The organism is Vibrio sp. HI00D65 (assembly GCF_001635455.1).
Classification (GTDB): Bacteria; Pseudomonadota; Gammaproteobacteria; order Enterobacterales; family Vibrionaceae; genus Vibrio.
In genome coordinates this window covers 1-283 of sequence record NZ_LWEH01000154.1, presented here as the reverse complement: position 1 = coordinate 283, position 283 = coordinate 1, and the positions used below count along the sequence as shown (strand labels likewise).

The 283-nt window shown below is 51.6% G+C and carries 1 protein-coding gene; it reads left to right on the top strand.

Annotation, left to right across the window (positions count from 1 at the left end; genetic code table 11):
* Positions 1-283 (top strand): PfkB family carbohydrate kinase (locus tag A3712_RS13570; RefSeq protein WP_197465825.1); only part of this gene is annotated, 283 nt, incomplete at both ends.

The window sequence follows — 283 nt, the reverse complement described above, 5'->3', positions numbered from 1 at the left end:
AGAGAGCGGAACTCGCGTGATTCTAAACCCAGCCCCTGCTCGTCCATTATCGGATACCTTACTAGCGTGTGTTGATGTGATCACACCAAACGAAACCGAAGCAGAAGTACTGACAGGCGTTACCGTAACCGACAGCGCATCTGCTCATCAGGCATCTTTGGCTCTGCATGCGAAAGGCATCGAGACAGTAATGATCACGCTTGGCGCTAAGGGTGTATGGGTAAGTAGACACGGTGAAGGTGAACTGATAGCAGGCTTCCGCGTTGAAGCGACTGATACAACC